This is a genomic window from Micromonospora sp. WMMD1219 (genome assembly GCF_049315215.1).
In the GTDB taxonomy this organism is placed as follows: Bacteria; Actinomycetota; Actinomycetes; order Mycobacteriales; family Micromonosporaceae; genus Micromonospora; species Micromonospora tulbaghiae.
In genome coordinates this window covers 1,354,192-1,370,454 of record NZ_CP186057.1, presented here as the reverse complement: position 1 = coordinate 1,370,454, position 16,263 = coordinate 1,354,192, and the positions used below count along the sequence as shown (strand labels likewise).

At 70.8% G+C, this 16,263-nt stretch carries 15 protein-coding genes; all 15 read left to right on the top strand.

Translation table 11 applies throughout. From position 1 onward, the window contains the following. Positions 1-372 precede the first annotated feature (372 nt). The 15 genes from ACN27C_RS06495 to nuoL all read left to right on the top strand — a co-directional run bounded on the left by ACN27C_RS06495 (position 373) and on the right by nuoL (position 16,219). Positions 373-1,083, top strand: a complete 711-nt coding sequence (locus ACN27C_RS06495; protein WP_091414513.1) for a demethylmenaquinone methyltransferase — start codon at positions 373-375, stop codon at positions 1,081-1,083. A 74-nt stretch (positions 1,084-1,157) separates the two neighbouring features. After that, on the top strand, positions 1,158-1,376 hold the full coding sequence (locus ACN27C_RS06490) for a hypothetical protein (protein WP_018787811.1): 219 nt from the start codon (positions 1,158-1,160) through the stop codon (positions 1,374-1,376). Between the two features lie 134 nt (positions 1,377-1,510). Further along, on the top strand, positions 1,511-2,785 hold the full coding sequence (locus ACN27C_RS06485) for a geranylgeranyl reductase family protein (protein ID WP_121683241.1): 1,275 nt from the start codon (positions 1,511-1,513) through the stop codon (positions 2,783-2,785). Positions 2,786-2,918: 133 nt separating this feature from the next. Beyond that, the gene (locus ACN27C_RS06480) at positions 2,919-3,284 is read left to right on the top strand and encodes an NADH-quinone oxidoreductase subunit A (protein ID WP_013283601.1); all 366 of its coding nucleotides are present in this window, start codon (positions 2,919-2,921) and stop codon (positions 3,282-3,284) included. 11 nt (positions 3,285-3,295) lie between these two features. Continuing rightward, on the top strand, positions 3,296-3,976 hold the full coding sequence (locus ACN27C_RS06475) for a NuoB/complex I 20 kDa subunit family protein (protein ID WP_013283602.1): 681 nt from the start codon (positions 3,296-3,298) through the stop codon (positions 3,974-3,976). Continuing rightward, the gene (locus tag ACN27C_RS06470; protein WP_252454321.1) at positions 3,973-4,707 is read left to right on the top strand and encodes an NADH-quinone oxidoreductase subunit C; all 735 of its coding nucleotides are present in this window, start codon (positions 3,973-3,975) and stop codon (positions 4,705-4,707) included. The genes ACN27C_RS06475 and ACN27C_RS06470 overlap by 4 nt, the downstream gene beginning before the upstream one ends. A gap of 55 nt (positions 4,708-4,762) precedes the next feature. Continuing rightward, entirely contained in the window at positions 4,763-6,088 is a 1,326-nt protein-coding gene (locus ACN27C_RS06465) for an NADH-quinone oxidoreductase subunit D (RefSeq protein ID WP_120572080.1), read from the top strand. Then, positions 6,085-7,197: an NADH-quinone oxidoreductase subunit NuoE gene (nuoE, locus tag ACN27C_RS06460; RefSeq protein ID WP_358171075.1), complete on the top strand. Its 1,113-nt coding sequence runs from the start codon at positions 6,085-6,087 to the stop codon at positions 7,195-7,197. Before ACN27C_RS06465 ends, nuoE begins: the two co-directional genes overlap by 4 nt. Further along, complete coding sequence (gene nuoF / locus ACN27C_RS06455; RefSeq protein WP_252454323.1) at positions 7,194-8,510, top strand: NADH-quinone oxidoreductase subunit NuoF; 1,317 nt, start codon at positions 7,194-7,196, stop codon at positions 8,508-8,510. The genes nuoE and nuoF overlap by 4 nt, the downstream gene beginning before the upstream one ends. 55 nt (positions 8,511-8,565) lie before the next feature. Then, positions 8,566-11,007 (top strand): NADH-quinone oxidoreductase subunit G, encoded by a 2,442-nt coding sequence (locus ACN27C_RS06450; protein ID WP_422750705.1) that lies wholly within the window; start codon positions 8,566-8,568, stop codon positions 11,005-11,007. After that, the gene (gene nuoH / locus ACN27C_RS06445) at positions 11,004-12,359 is read left to right on the top strand and encodes an NADH-quinone oxidoreductase subunit NuoH (RefSeq protein ID WP_120572076.1); all 1,356 of its coding nucleotides are present in this window, start codon (positions 11,004-11,006) and stop codon (positions 12,357-12,359) included. The genes ACN27C_RS06450 and nuoH overlap by 4 nt, the downstream gene beginning before the upstream one ends. Before the next feature lies 1 nt (position 12,360). Continuing rightward, the gene (nuoI, locus tag ACN27C_RS06440) at positions 12,361-13,008 is read left to right on the top strand and encodes an NADH-quinone oxidoreductase subunit NuoI (protein WP_120572075.1); all 648 of its coding nucleotides are present in this window, start codon (positions 12,361-12,363) and stop codon (positions 13,006-13,008) included. After that, positions 13,005-13,775: an NADH-quinone oxidoreductase subunit J gene (locus tag ACN27C_RS06435; protein ID WP_120572074.1), complete on the top strand. Its 771-nt coding sequence runs from the start codon at positions 13,005-13,007 to the stop codon at positions 13,773-13,775. The genes nuoI and ACN27C_RS06435 overlap by 4 nt, the downstream gene beginning before the upstream one ends. A gap of 175 nt (positions 13,776-13,950) precedes the next feature. Continuing rightward, positions 13,951-14,250, top strand: a complete 300-nt coding sequence (gene nuoK, locus ACN27C_RS06430; RefSeq protein WP_013283611.1) for an NADH-quinone oxidoreductase subunit NuoK — start codon at positions 13,951-13,953, stop codon at positions 14,248-14,250. Between the two features lie 7 nt (positions 14,251-14,257). Beyond that, entirely contained in the window at positions 14,258-16,219 is a 1,962-nt protein-coding gene (gene nuoL, locus ACN27C_RS06425; RefSeq protein WP_120572073.1) for an NADH-quinone oxidoreductase subunit L, read from the top strand. The last annotated feature ends 44 nt before the right edge of the window (positions 16,220-16,263 follow it).

The following is a 16,263-nucleotide window of genomic DNA, read 5'->3' as shown; positions in this document are numbered from 1 at the left end:
CGGCCGGTCGGCGTTCGTCGTGCGGCCGGAGCTCCGCCCGTTTCCGGTGAAGCTTGCGCCAGGGGTCTTCACCTGCGTGATCACCGGCGGCTAGCCTGCCCGCGCGACACCACCGATCCGGGCCGCGAGCAGGCAGGTAACAGGTCGGCGGCGACCCGGTCGAGCACGGCCCGGTGAGCCGACGACGCCATTACGCTTGCGGCGTCCGTCGGACCGTCGTCCTCCATCGGCCCATGAGGGCCGTTCACATAACGCACCGCGGCAGGGGCGGGATGGGTGACCATCCCGCCCCTGCCGTCTGCCGGGATCGATGGGAACAACGGCCGCGTACCCGGGGGGAGGCGGGGGCGGCGCGGCTGGCAGAGTGGAGGCGTGAGCCGTACCCCGCAGGGCCAGCGCGCCAGCCTGGACAAGCAGCCGCACGAGGTCGCCGCGATGTTCGACGGCGTCGCCGCCCGCTACGACCTGACGAACACCGTGCTCTCGTTCGGTCAGGACCGGTCGTGGCGGCGGGCCACCCGGGCGGCGCTCGGGCTGCGCCCGGGCGAGCGGGTGCTGGACGTGGGCGCCGGCACCGGTGTGTCGACCGAGGAACTGGCCCACTCCGGGGCGTACGCGGTCGGCGCGGACCTCTCGCTGGGCATGCTGTACGCGGGCAAGCGCACCCGCCCGTCGGTGCCGCTGCTGGCCGGGGACGCGCTGCGACTGCCGTTCGCCGACGCCAGCTTCGACGCGGTGACCATCTCCTTCGCGCTGCGCAACGTCAACGACACCGACGCGGCGCTGGCCGAGCTGGCCCGGGTGACCCGGCCGGGCGGGCGGCTGGTGGTGTGCGAGTTCAGCACTCCGGTGAACCCGGCGTTCCGCACCGTCTACCTGTCGTACCTGATGCGGTCGTTGCCGGCGGTGGCCCGCGCGGTGTCCAGCAACCCGGACGCCTACGTCTACCTGGCGGAGTCGATCCGCGCCTGGCCGGACCAGGCGGCGCTGGCCGCGCGGATCGGCGCGGCCGGCTGGGGACGGGTGGCGTGGCGCAACCTGACCGGCGGCGTGGTGGCGTTGCACCGGGCCGTCCGAAACTGACCCTCCGGCCAGCGCAAGCTGGTAATTTCGTGAATATCCGATTCTGGTCTACTTTGTCCCGTAGGCTCGCCCCCATGACGGGACCAGACCAGGCCGCCACCGACGACGACGCCGCCGAGCTGATCGCGCAGCTCCGCGAGCTGGCCGGCGCGGATCCCGCAGATGTCCGGCAGGTCGTCGCCGAGGTGCTCGCCGCGCTGGACCGGGCCGCCGGCGGCGCGTTGCGCGACCACCTGCCCGAGACCATCCGGCTCGACGCCGGACTCGGACCGGCCGCGCAGGCGCGCCCGTGACCGGTCTCGACGCTCTTACCGGCGCGTTTCCGCGAAGTTAGGCCCCCCTCAGCGCGTACTGGTGTAACGCCGGTCATAGACTCCAACCGGATCGGCTTGTGAAGCATTTCACGAGCATGCGGGAGGAGGCGCGGATGACCGCGGTGGAGAACGACGCCGACGTCATCGTCGTGGGCGCCGGTCCCGGAGGATCGGCCACGGCGTACCACCTGGCGCGGCACGGCGTACGCGTGCTGCTGCTGGAGAAGACGGAATTTCCCCGGGAGAAGGTCTGCGGTGACGGGCTCACGCCCCGCGCCGTGCGGCAGCTGATCCGGATGGGCGTGGACACCTCGCCCGAGGCGGGCTGGCTGCACAACAAGGGCCTACGGGTGATCGGCGGCGGAGTACGCCTGGAGCTGGACTGGCCCGACCTGGCCAGCTTCCCCAACTACGGCCTGGTGCGCACCCGGCTCGACTTCGACGACCTGCTCGCCCAGCGCGCGGTCGCCGCCGGGGCGAAGCTCCAGACCAGCGTCAACGTCCTCGGGCCGGTGCTCGGCGCCGACGACCGGGTGATCGGCGTGCAGGCCGAGGTCGGCCCGGACAAGGAACCCGCCACGTTCCACGCGCCGCTCGTGGTCGCCGCCGACGGTGTCTCCGGCCGCTTCCCGCTCGCCCTCGGGCTGGCCAAGCGGGAGGACCGCCCGATCGGCGTGGCCGTCCGCCGCTACTACCGTTCGGCCGCCAAGCACGACGACGACTACCTGGAGTCCTGGCTGGAACTGCGGGCCAAGGGCAACGACGCGCTGCTGCCCGGCTACGGCTGGATCTTCGGCCTCGGCGACGGCCGGGTGAACGTCGGCCTGGGCGTGCTCAACTCCTCCTCGGCGTTCGGCAAGACGAACTACCGCAAGCTGCTCACCGACTGGCTCGCGAACACCCCCGAGGACTGGGGGATGACCGACGAGTCCAACGCGGAGGGTCCGATCCTCGGCGCCGCGCTGCCGATGGGCTTCAACCGGGTACCGCACTACACCCGCGGCGTCCTGCTCGTGGGCGACTCCGGCGGCATGGTCAACCCCTTCAACGGCGAGGGCATCGCGTACGCGATGGAGTCCGGCGAGATGGCCGCGGAGGTAGTGGTGCAGGCGCTCGCCCGCCCGGCCGGCGCGGAACGGGAGCGGGCGCTGATGGCGTACCCGCAGGAGCTGAAGGCCCGCTTCGGCGGCTACTACCGGCTCGGCGGCGTCTTCGTGAAGCTCATCGGCCGGCCCGAGATCATGCGGATGGCGACCAAGCACGGCATGCCGCACCCGATGCTCATGCGCTTCGTGCTCAAGCTGCTGGCCAACCTGACCGACCCGCGCGGCGGGGACGCGATGGACCGGGTCATCAACGCGATGACGAAGGTGGCCCCGGCCGTGTAGGAGACGACCGGCCCGGGGCCCGACGCCCACGAGCCGGACATGGATCGACCCCGCCGACCGAGGTCGTGAGGGACGTGAATAGTGTGATTTTGGCCAACCACCGAGGTCAGGGAAGGACGAGCAGGGGACAACGATGACGCTCTCTCCTTACGCACCCATCATCGGGCTGTTCGCCCTCGCTGCGGCGTTCGCGCTGTTCTCCGTGGCCGCTGCCCGACTCGCCGGCCCGCGGCGTCTCAACAAGGCCAAGCTCGAGGCGTACGAGTGTGGCATCGAGCCGAGCCCGCAGCCCGTCGGCGGCGGCCGGTTCCCGATCAAGTTCTACCTGACGGCGATGCTCTTCATCGTCTTCGACATCGAGATCATCTTCCTCTACCCCTGGGCGGTCTCCTTCGACGCCCTGCCGATCTTCGGCTTCGTGGAGATGGTCCTGTTCATCGTCGCGGTCTTCGTCGCATACGCCTACGTCTGGCGGCGCGGCGGCCTGGACTGGGACTGAGGAGGTAGCAGATGGGCATCGAGGAGAAGCTCCCCTCCGGCGTCCTGCTCACCAGCGTCGAGAAGCTGGTCAACTGGACGCGGAAGACCTCGGTCTGGGGCGCCACGTTCGGGCTGGCCTGCTGCGCCATCGAGATGATGGCGGCGGGCGGCCCGCACTACGACATGGGCCGCTGGGGCATGGAGGTCTTCCGCGCCTCGCCCCGCCAGGCGGACCTGATGATCGTGGCCGGCCGGGTGAGCCAGAAGATGGCCCCGGTCCTGCGCCAGATCTACGACCAGATGGCCGAGCCCCGCTGGGTCATCTCGATGGGCGTCTGCGCCAGCAGCGGCGGCATGTTCAACAACTACGCCATCGTGCAGGGCGTCGACCACGTCGTCCCGGTCGACATGTACCTCCCCGGCTGCCCGCCCCGGCCGGAGATGCTCATCGACGCGGTGCTCAAGCTGCGCGAGAAGATCATGCACGAGCCGCTGGGCCCGAACGGCCGCAAGATGCTGGAGGCCCGCCAGGCGCGCGGTGACGTGCCGGTGGTGCCGTACGGCTCGATGCCCTCGTCGTACCGCAGCGACAAGGCCCGCCGTGCCGAGTGGACGAAGGCCGTCCGCGAGGGGCGCGAGGAGCAGCTTCGGATCGAGAACTGGATGAAGGCGCAGAACCACCTTCAGGCGTCGCATAGGGGCCCGAAATGACCGCACCGAACGACAAGAACAACGACGGCGGGGTGCCGGTACCCACCACCCCGGCCGGTGCCAGCTCCACCGCCCCGGCGGAGTACCCACCGGCCAGCCCGGCCGGCCGGGGCATGTTCGGCAACCAGGGCACCGGTGACGTCTCCGGCTACGGCGGCCTGGTCCGCCAGCGCAAGCCGATCGAGGAGGCGGCCCGGCCGTACGGGAGCTACTTCGACGAGGTGCGGGACGCGCTGGAGGAGGCGTACCCGGACTTCGGCGACGCGATCGAGAAGGTCGTGGTCGACCGGGGCGAGCTGACCCTGCACGTCCGCCCGGAGCGGATCGCCGAGGTCTGCCAGGTGATGCGCGACGACCTCGCGCTGCGCTTCGAGCTGCTCTCGTCGGTGTCCGGCGTGGACTACCTGGGCGCGGAGCGTCGCCTGCACGTGGTCTACCAGCTCACCTCGATGACCTACCGGCGCATGGTCCGGCTGGAGGTGGCGGTCTCCGCCGAGGAGCCGCACGTCCCGAGCGTCACCGCCGTCTACCCGACCGCCGACTGGCAGGAGCGGGAGACGTACGACATGTTCGGCGTCGTCTTCGACGGCCACCCCGCCCTGACCCGGATCCTCATGCCGGACGACTGGGAGGGGCACCCGCAGCGCAAGGACTACCCGCTGGGCGGCGTCCCCGTCGAGTACAAGGGTGCGGAGATCCCCCCGCCGGACAAGCGGCGGTCGTACCAGTGAGCGCGAGGAGTGCAGCGAAGCGGAGCCCCGCAGTCGCGAACGGAGGGTTGGCACTGTGACCACGTCGAACTACGCGACCGAGCGCGAGACGACCGAGGGCAAGGTCTTCACCGTCACCGGCGGGGACTGGGACGAGGTCGTCTCCGGCACGGACCCGATCAACGACGAGCGGATCGTCGTCAACATGGGTCCGCAGCACCCGTCCACCCACGGTGTGCTCCGGCTGGTCCTGGAGCTGGAGGGCGAGACGGTCCGCGAGGCCCGCTCGGTCGTCGGCTACCTGCACACCGGCATCGAGAAGAACCTGGAGTACCGCAACTGGGTCCAGGGCTCGACGTTCGTGACCCGGATGGACTACCTCTCGCCGCTGTTCAACGAGACGGCGTACGCGCTCGCGGTGGAGAAGCTGCTCGGCATCACCGACGACATCACCGAGCGGGCCACCACCATCCGCGTGCTGATGATGGAGCTCAACCGCGTCTCGTCGCACCTGGTCTGGCTGGCGACCACCGCCATGGAGCTGGGCGCGATCAACATGATGCTGTACGGCTTCCGCGAGCGGGAGTACGTCCTCGACATCTTCGAGACCATCACCGGTCTGCGGATGAACCACGCGTACGTGCGGCCGGGCGGCGTGGCGCAGGACGTGCCGGACGACGCGATCCGCAAGATCCGCGACTTCCTCCAGCTGATGCCGAAGCGGCTCAAGGAGTACGAGAACCTGCTGTCCGGCCAGCCGATCTGGCTGGAGCGTACGCAGCACGTGGCGGTGCTCGACGTGACCGCCTGCATGGCGCTCGGCGTCACCGGCCCGGTGCTGCGGTCCGCGGGCCTCGCCTGGGACCTGCGCAAGACGATGCCGTACTGCGGTTACGAGACGTACGAGTTCGACGTGCCGACGCACACCGACGGTGACGTGTGGGGCCGCTACCTGGTGCGGGTGGCGGAGATCCGCGAGTCGCTGAAGCTGATCGAGCAGGCGCTGGACCGCCTGAAGCCCGGCCCGGTGATGGTCTCCGACAAGAAGATCGCCTGGCCGGCGCAGCTCGCCATCGGCGTGGACGGCATGGGCAACTCGCTGGAGCACGTCGCCAAGATCATGGGTCAGTCGATGGAGTCGCTGATCCACCACTTCAAGCTCGTCACCGAGGGCTTCCGGGTTCCGCCGGGCCAGGTGTACGTCGGCATCGAGTCGCCCCGCGGCGAGCTGGGCGTGCACGCGGTGTCCGACGGCGGCACCCGGCCCTACCGGGTGCACTACCGGGAGCCGAGCTTCGTCAACCTCCAGGCCCTCCCGGCGATGGCCGAGGGCGGCCTGATCGCCGACGTGATCGCCGGCGGCGCCTCGCTGGACCCCGTGATGGGTGGTTGTGACCGATGAGCTTTTCCGAAACGACTCGCGTCCGGGCGCGGGAGATCATCGCCCGGTACCCGGCGGACCGGTCCCGCTCGGCGCTGCTGCCGCTGCTGCACCTGGTCCAGTCCGAGGAGGGCTACGTCTCCCCGGCCGGTGTCGAGTTCTGCGCCGAGGTGCTCGGGCTGAACAAGGCCCAGGTCGGCGCCGTCGCCACCTTCTACACCATGTACAAGCGCAAGCCCACCGGTGACTACCTGGTGAGCGTCTGCACGAACACGATGTGCGACGTGCTCGGCGGGCAGAAGGTCTACGACACCCTCGCCGAGCACCTCGGCGTCGGGCACGAGGAGACCACCGCCGACGGGAAGATCACCCTGGAGCACGCCGAGTGCCTGGCGGCGTGCGACTACGGCCCGGTGATGACCGTCAACTACGACTTCTTCGACAACGTGGAGCCGCAGGCCGCGCTCGACGTGGTCGAGGAGCTGCGCGCCGGCGGCCGGCCGATGCCGACCCGCGGGGCGCGGCTCTGCACGCTCAAGGAGATGGCGGTCCAGCTCGCCGGTTTCGCCGACGAGCGCGACGGCGCGGTGGCCGACGGCGGGCCGGGCGAGCCCAGCCTGCGCGGCCTGCGCCTGGCCGAGCAGCACGGCGTCTCGGTGCCGGGCTTCGACCCGAAGACGCCGATCCGCAGCAAGGCCGAGGCCGACCGGGCCGCCGCCGAGGAGAAGGCGAAGGCCGAGGCCGCGAAGCCGGCCCCCGCACCCGAGCCGGCCAAGGCAGTAGAGCCGGCCAAGCCGGAGGCGGCCACCGGCAGCACCGCGCCGGACGTGAAGGCGCCGGACGCCAAGTCGCCGCAGGTGCGTACCGCCGAGACCCGGCAGCCGGACGCGAGCACCGCGGTGCCCGACGCGCCCGGCACGAAGATGCCGGTGGACGGCCCGGCCCCGGCGCCGCGCGACGCGCGGGCGGCCGAGGCGGCCGGCGCGGCGGCGAACCCGCCGGCCGGCGACGGCAAGCCCGCCGGCGACGCGGCCGGCGCGCAGGAGCGCAACCTCAAGGAAGCGGAATCCGGTACGGGCGCGGACGGCGGCGACCCGGCGGACGCGAGCGGAACGGGGGTCCGGAAGTGACCACTCCTCGGCCGGAGACGCTGGCCAAGCTCACGCCGGTGCTGACCAAGCGCTGGCTCTCGCCGGACGCGTGGCGGCTCGGCACCTACGAGAAGCTGGACGGCTACGCCGCCCTGCGCAAGGCGCTCAAGGCGCACCCGGACGACCTGATCCAGCTGATCAAGGACTCCGGACTGCGCGGCCGGGGCGGCGCGGGCTTCCCGACGGGTCTCAAGTGGGGGTTCATCCCGCAGGGCGACGGCAAGCCGCACTACCTGGTGGTGAACGCCGACGAGGGCGAGCCGGGCACCTGCAAGGACCTGCCGCTGATGACCCACGACCCGCACTCGCTGGTCGAGGGCGTCATCATCGCCTCGTACGCGATCCGGGCCAACCGGGCGTACATCTACATCCGTGGTGAGGCCGTGCACGCCGCCCGGCGGCTGCGCAGCGCTGTCGACGAGGCGTACGCCAAGGGTTATCTCGGCCGCAACGTCCTCGGTTCGGGCTTCGACCTGGACCTGGTGGTGCACTCGGGCGCCGGGGCGTACATCTGCGGTGAGGAGACCGCGCTGCTGGACTCGCTGGAGGGCTTCCGCGGCCAGCCCCGGCTGCGCCCGCCGTTCCCGGCGACCCACGGCCTGTACGCCAGCCCGACCGTGGTCAACAACGTCGGCACCATCGCCAGCGTGCCGTACATCGTGCTCGGTGGCGCGGACTGGTGGAAGACGATGGGCACGGAGAAGTCGTCCGGCCCGATGATCTACTCGCTGTCCGGCCGGATCGCCAACCCGGGCCAGTACGAGTGCTCGATGGGCATCACGCTGCGCGAGCTGATCGAGCTGGCCGGCGGCATGAAGCCCGGGCACAACCTGAAGTTCTGGACCCCGGGTGGCTCGTCGACGCCGCTGCTGACCGCCGAGCACCTGGACGTGCCGCTGGACTTCGAGGGGGTGGCGGCGGCCGGCTCGATCCTGGGCACCACCGCCACGCAGATCTTCTCCGACCAGGACTGCCCGGTGTACGCGACCTACCGGTGGCTGGAGTTCTACCACCACGAGTCGTGCGGCAAGTGCACCCCGTGCCGGGAGGGCAACTACTGGATGGTCCGGGTCTACCGGCGCATCCTGGCCGGCCAGGGCACCCACGAGGACCTGGACACCCTGCTCGACACCTGCGACAACATCCTCGGCCGCTCGTTCTGCGGTCTCGGTGACGGCGCGACCAGCTCGGTGACCTCGTCGCTGAAGTACTTCAAGCAGGACTACCTCGACTACATCGAGGGACGTACCGCGCCGAAGCTGTCGGACAAGCAGCTGGTGGGAGCTCACTGATGAGCGCGAGGAACGAGCTTGCGAGTCCCGCAGTCGCGAATGGAAGGCGGCGCTGATGACCGACGTAGCCAAGCAGACCGAGACCGTCACGCTGACCATCGACGGCGTCGAGGTCACCGCGCCCAAGGGCGCGCTGCTGATCCGCGTCGCCGAGCAGCTCGGCACCGAGATCCCGCGCTTCTGCGACCACCCGCTGCTGGCCCCGGCCGGCGCCTGCCGGCAGTGCCTGGTGGAGGTGGAGGGCCAGCGCAAGCCGGTCGCCTCCTGCACCCAGACCGTCGCCGACGGCATGGTGGTGCGGACGCAGCTCACCTCCCCGGTCGCCAAGAAGGCCCAGGAGGGGGTGATGGAGCTGCTGCTCCTCAACCACCCCCTGGACTGCCCGATGTGCGACAAGGGCGGCGAGTGCCCGCTGCAGAACCAGGCGATGTCCACCGGCCGGACGGACTCGCGGTTCCACGAGCACAAGCGGGAGTACCCGAAGCCGCTGCCGATCAGCACCCAGGTGCTGCTCGACCGCGAGCGTTGCGTGCTCTGCCAGCGGTGCACCCGGTTCTCCGAGGAGATCGCCGGGGACAAGTTCATCGACCTGATGGGACGCTCCTCGCACGAGGAGATCAACATCTACCGGGACGAGGAGTACGGCGAGGACGGCGACGCCGGTAACGTCCCGTTCAACTCGTACTTCTCCGGCAACACCGTGCAGATCTGCCCGGTGGGCGCGCTGACCGGTTCCCAGTACCGGTTCCGGGCCCGCCCGTTCGACCTGGTCTCCACGCCCAGCGTCTGCGAGCACTGCTCGGCCGGCTGCGCCCAGCGCACCGACTGGCGGCGCGGCAAGGTCCTGCGCCGGCTGGCCGGCGACGACCCGGCCGTGAACGAGGAGTGGAACTGCGACAAGGGCCGCTGGGGCTTCCAGTACACCCGCGCGTTCGACCGGATCAGCACGCCGATGGTGCGCGACGAGAAGACCGGTGAGCTGCGCGAGGCGTCCTGGAGCGAGGCGCTCACCCGGGCCGCCGAGGGGCTGCGCGCGGCCCGCGACGGCGCGACCGGCACGGCGGTGCTGACCGGCGGCCGGCTCACCGTCGAGGACGCCTACGCGTACGCGAAGTTCGCCCGCATCGCGCTGCACACCAACGACATCGACTTCCGGGCCCGCCCGGTCTCCCGCGAGGAGGCCGACTTCCTGGCCAGCAGCGTCGCCGGGGTCACCGACGTGACCTACACGGACGTGGAGAACGCGCCCGCCGTGGTGCTGGTCGGCCTGGAGCCGGAGGAGGAGTGCCCGATCCTCTTCCTGCGGCTGCGCAAGGCGTACCTGAAGAAGAAGCTCACGGTGTACGCGATCGCGCCGTTCGCGACCCGCGGCCTGGAGAAGCTCGGGGCGAAGCTCGCCCGGGTCGTGCCCGGCGAGGAAGCAGGCGTGCTGGCCGAGCACGCCACGGTGGCCGAGGCGCTGGGCCGGCCCGGCGCGATCCTGATCGTCGGCGAGCGCCTGGCCGAGGTGCCGGGCGGCCTGTCGGCGGCGGCGGACGTCGCCCGGCGTACCGGTGCCCGGCTGGTCTGGGTGCCGCGGCGCGCGGGTGACCGCGGCGCCGTCGACGCGGGCTGCCTGCCCAACCTGCTCCCCGGCGGCCGGGTCGTCACCGAGCCGGCCGCGCGCGCGGAGCTGGGCGAGGCGTGGGACATCCCGGCCGGGGTGATCCCCAGCCAGGCCGGCCGCGACACCGACGGCATTCTCACCGCCGCCGCGAACGGCAAGCTGGGCGCCCTGGTGGTGGCCGGCGTCGACCCGGCCGACCTGGCCGACCCGCGCCTGGCCGAGTCCGCACTGGACGCGGTGCCGTTCCTGGTCAGCCTGGAACTGCGGATGAGCGCGGTGTCCCGCCGCGCCGACGTGGTCCTGCCGGTCGCGCCGGTGGTCGAGAAGGCCGGCAGCTTCCTGGACTGGGAGGGCCGGCTGCGCACGTTCGAGAAGGTGCTGGACACCGGCGCGATGACCGACGCCCGCATCCTCGACGCGCTCGCCGCGCAGCTCGACGTGCGGCTCGGGACCGGCGACGTGCCGGCCATCCGCCGCGAGCTGGGCGCGCTGCCGCGCACCCGGGTCGAGCGGCCGTCGGCGCCCTCGGTCGAGCCGGCCGCCGTGCGGCAGCCGGGACCGGGCGAGGCGGTGCTCGCCACCTGGCACCAGCTGATCGACCTGGGCAGCCTCACCGACGGCGACGAGCACCTCGCCGGCACCGCCCGCCCGCCGGTGGTCCGGCTGGGCAAGGGCACCGCCGAGGCGCTGGGCGTCGCCGACGGTGACCCGGTCACGGTGGGCACCGACCGCGGCGCGATCACGCTGCCGGCGGCGATCACCGAGATGCCCGACGGCGTCGTCTGGCTGCCGACCAACTCACCCGGCTCCACCGTGCGGCGCGGCCTCGGCGCGACGTCCGGCGACGTGGTGAGCGTCTCCGCAGTCGGGAACGAAAGGTGGGTGCAGTGAACCCCGTCATCCTCGCGGCGCAGGACCCGACGCTTGCCGACTTCGGCAAGGACCCGTGGTGGCTGGTCCTCGGCAAGATCCTGTTCGCGTTCGTCGTCGCCGTGGCGGCCACGCTGCTCGGCGTCTGGTTCGAGCGCCGGGTCGTCGGCCGCATGGCGGTGCGGCCCGGCCCCAACCAGGCCGGCCCGTTCGGTCTGCTCCAGACGCTCGCCGACGGCGTGAAGCTGGCCTTCAAGGAGGACATCCTCCCGCGCAAGGCCGACAAGGTCGTCTACTTCTTCGCCCCGGTGATCTCGGTGGTCTGCGCGGTCACCGCGCTGTCGGTGATCCCGTTCGGGCCGATGGTGAGCATCTTCGGGCACCGCACGCCGCTCCAGGTCACCGACGTATCGGTGGCGGTGCTGGTGGTGCTGGCCTTCTCCTCGCTCGCCGTGTACGGCATCGTGCTCGGCGGCTGGGCCAGCGGCTCGACCTACCCGCTGCTCGGCGGCCTGCGCTCGGCGGCCCAGCTGGTCTCGTACGAGGTCACCATGGGCCTGAGCGTGGTCGCGGTCTTCATGACCGCGGGCACCATGTCGACGAGCGGGATCGTCGCCGCGCAGGGCGACGGCACCCGGCTGAGCATCGGCGGCTTCGACCTCGCCGCCCCCGGCTGGTACGCGATCCTGCTGCTGCCCAGCTTCATCATGTTCTTCATCGCCATCGTCGGTGAGACGAACCGGGCACCGTTCGACCTGCCCGAGGCGGAGTCGGAGCTGGTGGCCGGCTTCCAGACCGAGTACAGCTCGCTGAAGTTCGCGCTGTTCATGCTCAGCGAGTACGTCGCGATGGTGACCATGTCGGCGTTCACCGTGACGCTGTTCCTCGGCGGCTGGCACGCCCCGTGGCCGATCACGATCTGGTCGGGCGCCAACGAGGGCTGGTGGCCGATGCTGTGGTTCTTCGGCAAGGTCATCATGCTGGTGTTCGTCTTCGTCTGGCTGCGCGGCACGCTGCCCCGGCTCCGCTACGACCAGTTCATGCGGTTCGGCTGGAAGGTGCTGCTGCCGCTGAACCTGGTCTGGATCATGGTGCTCGCCGGGCTGCGCTCGATCGAGGACTGGGAGACCCGGGACCGGCTGCTCGTCACCGCTGTCGGCGCGGGCGTGCTGCTGCTGGCCACGCTCTTCTGGCCGTCGCGGAAGAAGGAGCCGAAGCCGTCGCTCCAGGAGCAGGCGGACACCCGGCCGTACGGCAGCTTCCCGCTGCCGCCGATGGATCTTCAGGTTCCGCCGAGCCCGCGTACGAAGCGCGTGCTCGCCGAGCGGGAGCCGGCCAACGTCGTCGCCGGCCCGGACTCCAGGGAGGTGTGACGTGGGCGCGATCACCGGAACGTTCAAGGGCTTCGGTGTCACCTTCTCGCACATGTTCAAGAAGGTCGTCACCACCGACTACCCGTTCAAGCCGCCGGTCTCGGCGCCGCGCTACCACGGGCGGCACATCCTCAACCGGCACCCGGACGGGCTGGAGAAGTGCATCGGCTGCGAGCTGTGCGCCTGGGCCTGCCCGGCCGACGCGATCTACGTGGAGGGTGGCGACAACACCGAGGAGCAGCGCTTCTCCCCGGGTGAGCGGTACGCCAGCACCTACCAGATCAACTACGCCCGGTGCATCTTCTGCGGGCTCTGCATCGAGGCCTGCCCGACCCGTTCGCTCACCATGAGCAACGAGTACGAGCTGGCCCGGGACAACCGGCAGGACCTGATCTTCACCAAGGAGCAGCTGCTCGCGCCGCTGCTCGAAGGCATGGAGCAGCCGCCGCACCCGATGCGGCTGGGCGACAGCGAGAAGGACTACTACGTCGGCGCGCTCACCAACCCGGGTACCTCGGCCGGCGCCGAGCGCTCGCCGATGGGCCCCGGCCGGTACCACGTGGAGGAGCACCCGGGCGTGACCTTCCCCGGCGCCGAGCAGGCCGAGCAGCGGTCCGCCGCCGCGGCGGGCAAGGGAGGCAAGGCATGACCTCGGCAACGGTGCTCGCCGCGGCGGGACAGGTGTCCGGGGGTGAGGAGGTCACCTTCTGGATCCTCGCCCCGCTGGCCCTGCTCGGGGCGGTCGGCATGGTGTGGGCCCGCAACGCGGTCCACTCCGCGCTCTGGCTGGTGCTGACCATGCTCTGCCTGGGCGTGTTCTACGTGCTCCAGGCCGGGCCGTTCATCGGCATGGTGCAGATCATCGTCTACACCGGCGCGATCATGATGCTGTTCCTGTTCGTGCTGATGCTGGTCGGCCGGGACGCGTCCGACTCGCTCATCGAGACGCTGCGCGGCCAGCGGGTCGCCGCCGTGGTCCTCGGGCTCGGCTTCGCCGGCCTGGTGGGCACCGGCCTCTACCGCGCGCTCGACGGCGTCCAGGCGGTCGGGCTCGACCAGGCCAACGGCGAGGGCAACGTCCAGGGCATCGCCCGGCTGCTGTTCACCAAGTACGTCTTCGCCTTCGAGCTGACCTCGGCGCTGCTGATCACCGCCGCCGTCGGCGCGATGGTGCTGGCGCACGTGGAGCGGCGCAAGGCGGACCGGATGGACCAGATCGCCACCATGAAGGCGCGGTTCCGCCCCGGCAACTACCCCGGACCGAAGCCCGGCCCGGGTGTCTACGCCACGTCCTCCTCGGTGGCCACCCCGGCCCGTCTGCCCGACGGCCGGCTGACCGACCGCAGCATCCCGGAGATCATGCCGGTGCGCGAGCTGACGGCCGAGGAGACCGCACCGAAGGGGACTGATCGGTGAGCGCGAGGAGTGCAGCGAAGCGGAGCCCCGCAGTCGCGAACGAAAGGCTGGCACCCGTGAGCGCGAGGAGTGCAGCGAAGCGGAGCCCCGCAGTCGCGAACGAAAGGCTGGCACCCGTGAGCGCGAGGAGTGCAGCGAAGCGGAGCCCCGCAGTCGCGAACGAAAGGCTGGCACGGTGACCCCGGACTACTACCTCATCCTCGCGGCGGTGCTGTTCACCATCGGCGCCGTGGGCGTGCTGGTCCGGCGCAACGCGATCGTGCTGTTCATGTGCATCGAGCTGATGCTCAACGCGGCCAACCTGACCCTGGTCACGTTCAGCCGGATCAACGGCGACCTGAACGGCCAGATCATGGCGTTCTTCGTGATGGTGGTGGCGGCGGCCGAGGTCGTGGTCGGGCTCGCGATCATCATGGCGATCTTCCGGACCCGGCGCTCGGCCAGCGTCGACGACGCCAACCTGCTGAAGTACTGAGGGGCTCGTGGTGGAACAGATTCTGACGATCGCCCAGTCTGAGCCAGCCGAAGCCGTCACCTTCGCCACGGCGGACGGGATGCTGGGCAGTGTCTGGCTGCTGGTGGCGATCCCGCTGGTCAGCGCGGCGATCCTGCTGCTGCTCGGCAAGCGGGCCGACCGCTGGGGCCACTGGCTGGGCGTGGGCGCCATCGGCGCCGCCTTCGTGCTCGGGCTCACCTACTTCTTCCAGCTCCGCGGGCTGGAGAACAAGCAGGTCGAGCTGAGCCTCTGGGACTTCATGGCGGTCGGCAACCTGAAGGTGGACTTCGGTCTGCTCTTCGACCCGCTGGCCGCGGTCTTCGTCCTGCTGATCACCGGGGTGGGCTTCCTGATCCACCTCTACGCCGTGGAGTACATGGCGCACGACGCGGGCCGGCGGCTGTTCTTCGCGTACTTCAACCTGTTCGTCGCCGCCATGCTCCTGCTGGTGCTCGGCAACAACTACGTGATGCTCTACTTCGGCTGGGAGGGCGTCGGCCTGGCGTCGTACCTGCTGATCTCCTTCTGGTACGGCCGGCCCAGCGCCGCCACCGCCGGCAAGAAGGCGTTCCTGATGAACCGGGTCGGCGACGCCGGCCTGGCCATCGGCATCTTCATCATGTTCGCCATGCTCGGCACCACCCAGTACGACGAGGTGTTCAACGGGGTCGGCTCGCTGACCTCGACCACCGTGCTGGTGCTCGGCCTGCTGCTCCTGCTCGGCGCGGCCGGCAAGTCCGGCCAGTTCCCGCTCCAGGCGTGGCTGCCGGACGCGATGGAGGGCCCGACCCCGGTGTCCGCGCTCATCCACGCGGCCACCATGGTCACCGCGGGCGTCTACCTGATCGCCCGCTCCAACGCGATCTTCTCGGCCAACGAGACGCTCCAGCTCGTGGTGGTCAGCGTCGGCGCGCTCACGCTGCTGATGGGCTGCATCATCGGCGCGGCCAAGGACGACATCAAGCGCGTGCTGGCCTGGTCGACGGTGAGCCAGATCGGCTACATGTTCCTGGGCGTCGGCCTCGGCGGTGCCGCGTACGCGCTGGCCATCGTGCACCTGCTGGCGCACGGCTTCTTCAAGGCCAACATGTTCCTCGGCGCCGGCTCGGTCATGCACGGCATGAACGACCAGGTGGACATCCGCCGCTTCGGCGGGCTGTCCAAGTACATGAAGGTCACCTGGCTGACGTTCATGATGGGCTGGCTCGCCATCATCGGCATGTTCCCGTTCTCCGGCTACTTCTCCAAGGAGCCGATCATCGTGGCCGCGTTCGAGCGGGAGGGCTGGACGGCCTGGCTGTTCGGCATGGCCGCGCTGCTCGGCGCCGGGCTCACCGCGTTCTACATGACGCGGCTGTTCGTGCTCACGTTCCACGGCCCGAAGCGCTGGACCGAGGACATCGAGCACCCGCACGAGTCGCCGAAGCTGATGACCATTCCGCTGATCCTGCTGGCGATCGGCTCGGTCGGCGCGGGCTTCCTGCTCGCCACCTCCGTGCCGGACTGGCTCACCGCCACCAACGGGCTCGGCGCCGAGAGCGGGGAGCACGCGCCGGTGCTGGCGCACTGGCTGCTCACCGCGCTGTCGCTGCTGGTCACCGTGCTGGGCGCCGGGCTGGCCTGGTTCCTGTTCCGCTCCGGTACGGCCACCGAGCCGCAGCCGGCCGGCGTGGTGGTAACCGCCGCGCGCCGGAACCTCTACACGGACGCCTTCAACGAGGCGGTCTTCGAGAAGCCGGGCATCTTCCTCACCCGGGCGCTGGTGTTCCTCGACAACCGGGGCGTCGACGGGCTGGTCAACGGCCTGGCCGCCGCCGTGGGCGGGGGCTCGGGCCGGCTCCGGCGGCTCCAGACCGGCTTCGTGCGGTCGTACGCGACCTCGATCCTGACCGGTGCGCTGCTCGTGGTGGCGGCGTTCCTGGCGGTGCAGGCGGGGTGGCTGGCGTGATCGACCTCAACGCGGCCGCCCCCGCCGGCGGGCCACGCAGTCAC